Source organism: Frisingicoccus sp. (genome assembly GCA_016298055.1).
In the GTDB taxonomy this organism is placed as follows: domain Bacteria; phylum Bacillota; class Clostridia; order Lachnospirales; family Lachnospiraceae; genus Frisingicoccus.
The window spans coordinates 1-3,224 of sequence record JAEDDO010000193.1 but is presented as its reverse complement, the minus strand read 5'-3'; the positions used below and the strand labels follow the sequence as shown (position 1 = coordinate 3,224).

Annotated in this window: 3 protein-coding genes; all 3 read right to left on the bottom strand. The window is 39.0% G+C overall.

Annotated features, from left to right (window positions below):
• Window positions 1-166: 166 nt before the first annotated feature.
• Window positions 167-835, bottom strand: a complete 669-nt coding sequence (locus tag QZZ35_RS10335; RefSeq protein ID WP_291237327.1) for a Crp/Fnr family transcriptional regulator — start codon at window positions 833-835, stop codon at window positions 167-169.
• 104 nt (window positions 836-939) lie between these two features.
• Window positions 940-2,391: a 4-hydroxyphenylacetate 3-hydroxylase family protein gene (locus QZZ35_RS10330; RefSeq protein ID WP_291237326.1), complete on the bottom strand. Its 1,452-nt coding sequence runs from the start codon at window positions 2,389-2,391 to the stop codon at window positions 940-942.
• 160 nt (window positions 2,392-2,551) lie between these two features.
• Window positions 2,552-3,224 (bottom strand): sigma 54-interacting transcriptional regulator (locus QZZ35_RS10325; protein ID WP_291237325.1); only part of this gene is annotated, 673 nt, incomplete at its 5' end.

The following is a 3,224-nucleotide window of genomic DNA, read 5'->3' as shown; positions in this document are numbered from 1 at the left end:
GCTCCTGAGTCGTTTTAAAATACATTATGTAGCCTCCTCCCATAGTCTGTAATGTACCCAATGTCATCATATATTTACTGACAATAATAATAGCGATTATTATTTATACACTCAATTATATACAAAAAAAGAATTCGTGTATGTAACTTAAGTTACATACACGAATCTAATTGGATAAAGTTTGAATTTTTTTTACATCCAAAATTCGGATCTGTTTTTTCCCTACTTCGATCATTCCCTCGCCTTGCATCTGCATTAATGTTCTCGATAAAGACGGTCTTGCCACCCCAAGATAATCTGCCAGGTCCTCCCGATTCATCTCCACCCGGACAATTCCGTACTCATCCGCTTCCCCCAGTATCCATATGGATATCCGTTCTTTTAAAGAAACTGCACTGACGATATTAATTTTTTTTACAGCAAGCCCTTCTTTTATTGACAGCATTTCAAGAATGTTTTGAATAAGCTGCTTGTGATGTTTGCAGGCATTGCTGCAAAAACTGTAAAAAAATGTTTTCGGCATTTCAATAAGTTCAACATCCGAAAGTGCCCATGCCCCATATTGAAATGTCTGCTCCTCACCAAAAATCTGATTCTCTCTGACAATGTAAAGGATATTCTTCTTCCCGGATATTAAATGTTTTGCAATCGTCACTTGCCCTTTCAGCAATACATAAAAATTTTCAACAGATTCATCCTGCCTAAAAATCACATCACCCTTATGATACATTTTATACTTAAATTTGGCACACCCCAGCATTCGTTTAAGTTCCGCCTCACTGATTCCCTGAAATAACTGATTATTTCCAACTGCTTCCCAATCCAAAAATATCATCTCACTTCCTATTATCTAAATAAATATTATCACTTCTTCTCCATTGTTTCAATAAAATAAAAACGGGCCGTTTCTGAATTTTCAGAAACAGCCCTGGCTATTTATTAATCTTCAATATGAACAATCGCTTTTGCTAACTCTTTTTTACCTTCCATATTGCTCTGTCTGGAAATCATAACGCGCTGAGCCTGAGGACTTCCGGCACCATGAAGAGATTCCGTCAGATAACCGACAGCTGCGGTTCCCATCGTAAGGTTTTCAATAAGACGCATAATTTTAAAACGATCCATAACGTCTACACCTTCCCGGCCCGCAAAATACTTACGAACAATCGGTCCTGTAACCGGATGATTAATATCCTTCTCAGACGGCAAAGTAACCATCAACCCACCAGCAATATCCTGAGCAAGACGTGCAATTTCATATGGAAAACGTGTAACATTCTGTTTACATACATTGGCAAGCATCAAATCGATCAGATAGTTTCCGGATGCTGTCTCTGTACCTTCTGAAGAACAGGCAATGCCACAACAATATAATGTTTCATTCAGGTGCGTCATCTCAATTAATTTATCTTTAATATGAGAAGCTTTTTCGGCACCGTTATACTCTGCCGCCAATGCGGAAGCACCGATAAGTACATCGCCCACACCAACTTTACATCCACCGTAGCTCTGTCTGTGATATCCGGCAAAACGTTCAACGAGAACACCTGCAAATTCGGTCTCACCATTCAGGAAAATACGATCATTCGGAACAAAAACATTATCAAATACTGTAAGTGCTTCCATTCCGCCATAAACTGTGTTGCCCAGATCAAGTTCACAGCCTTCTGTCTTTCTTGTATCGCAGCTCTGACGTCCAACCACCATCATAAGACCTTCCGAATCCAGCGGAACCGCAAAGGATACGGCATAATCTTTATCATCCGGTCCCATGGCAATTGTCGGCATAACAAGAACTTCATGTGAATTAACAATACCTGTCTGATGGGCTTTTGCTCCGCGGACAACAATGCCATCCGGACGGCGTTCCACAACATGGAGGAAAAGATCCGGATCTGCCTGTTTGGATGGTGCAAGACTTCTGTCACCTTTTGTATCTGTCATAGCACCGTCTACTGTCAGGTCATTCTCCTGAACATAGGCTGCAAATTTCTTAAAATTCTCATGATACCGGGTTCCATATTTCTGATCTACCTCATAAGTTGTGCTGTACACAGCGTTAAATGCATCCATACCGACACATCTCTGAAAACATGCTGCTGTTTTCTGTCCCAGAAGACGCTGCATCTTCACTTTTTTGACCAAATCTTCCGCACTCTGATGAATATGTGTAAAACGGTTGATCTTCTCTCCTGTCAGGTTTGATGTGGCCGTCATCAGATCTTCATATTCCGGCATTAAGGCCAGATCATAGGTTGCCTTCACAGAATTCACAGATGGCTGAAGAATCGGATGTCCTACAGGTGTGTGAATTTCCTCCCCAAAAAGATAGATTTTCATTTTAATTTTCTTTAAGCTCTCTTCATATTCTTTTCCACTCATTAATGCCATAATAAACTCTCCTTACAAAATCATTTACATTGTTAATAATTTATCTCGCAATTTTCATGCCAATAAATCAAGGAATTATGGCCGTCCTTTTACAAACCCTGTCCTATAATATTCTCATTTTTGAGATTTTATTGTCTCATTTTTGAGATATTTCTCATATTTAAGAATTATCTTTTTTCTTTTGTTCCAGATATCTTTTACGTCTGGAAAGGGTTTTCAGATTCACATGAAGTTTTTCCGCTGTTTTTTCTAACGTTCCATAAGCTTCATAATAATCTCGAATATACTGTAATTCCATCTGCTCCAGCAAATCCTTCAAATCAATTTCTTCCAACGATGCATTATCTTTAATAAATTTTGACTCCTGCTCCCATATCTGAGCCATGGATATTGTATTTTCATCACTTAATATTACCATTTTTTCAATCATATTTTTAAGCTCACGTACATTTCCCGGCCATCTATACTCCTCCAGCATTTTGTAAGAATAGGCACTGAGGGTCTTATTCGTTTTGAACTTATCATTAAATTGTTTCAAATAATAATTCGCCAGAGGAACAATATCTTTCTTCCGCTCCCGAAGTGGAGGAATATCCAGACGCACCACATTCAAACGATAATACAAATCTCTGCGGAATTCATTTGCCTCAACCATCTGTAAAAGATCTCTATTTGTCGCCGCAATGACACGTACATCCACTTTCTTAGGCTTACTTGAACCAATACGAAGTACCTCATTTTCCTGAAGAACTCTTAACAAACGCATCTGTACGTCCAAAGGCATCTCACTGATCTCATCCAGAAACAATGTTCCTCCGTCTGCCACCTCAAAA

Bases quoted from the DNA above. Each gene is read 5' to 3' on its own strand.
- QZZ35_RS10335 (WP_291237327.1), bottom strand. From the start codon at position 835: ATGATATTTTTGGATTGGGAAGCAGTTGGAAATAATCAGTTATTTCAG.
- QZZ35_RS10330 (WP_291237326.1), bottom strand. From the start codon at position 2,391: ATGGCATTAATGAGTGGAAAAGAATATGAAGAGAGCTTAAAGAAAATT.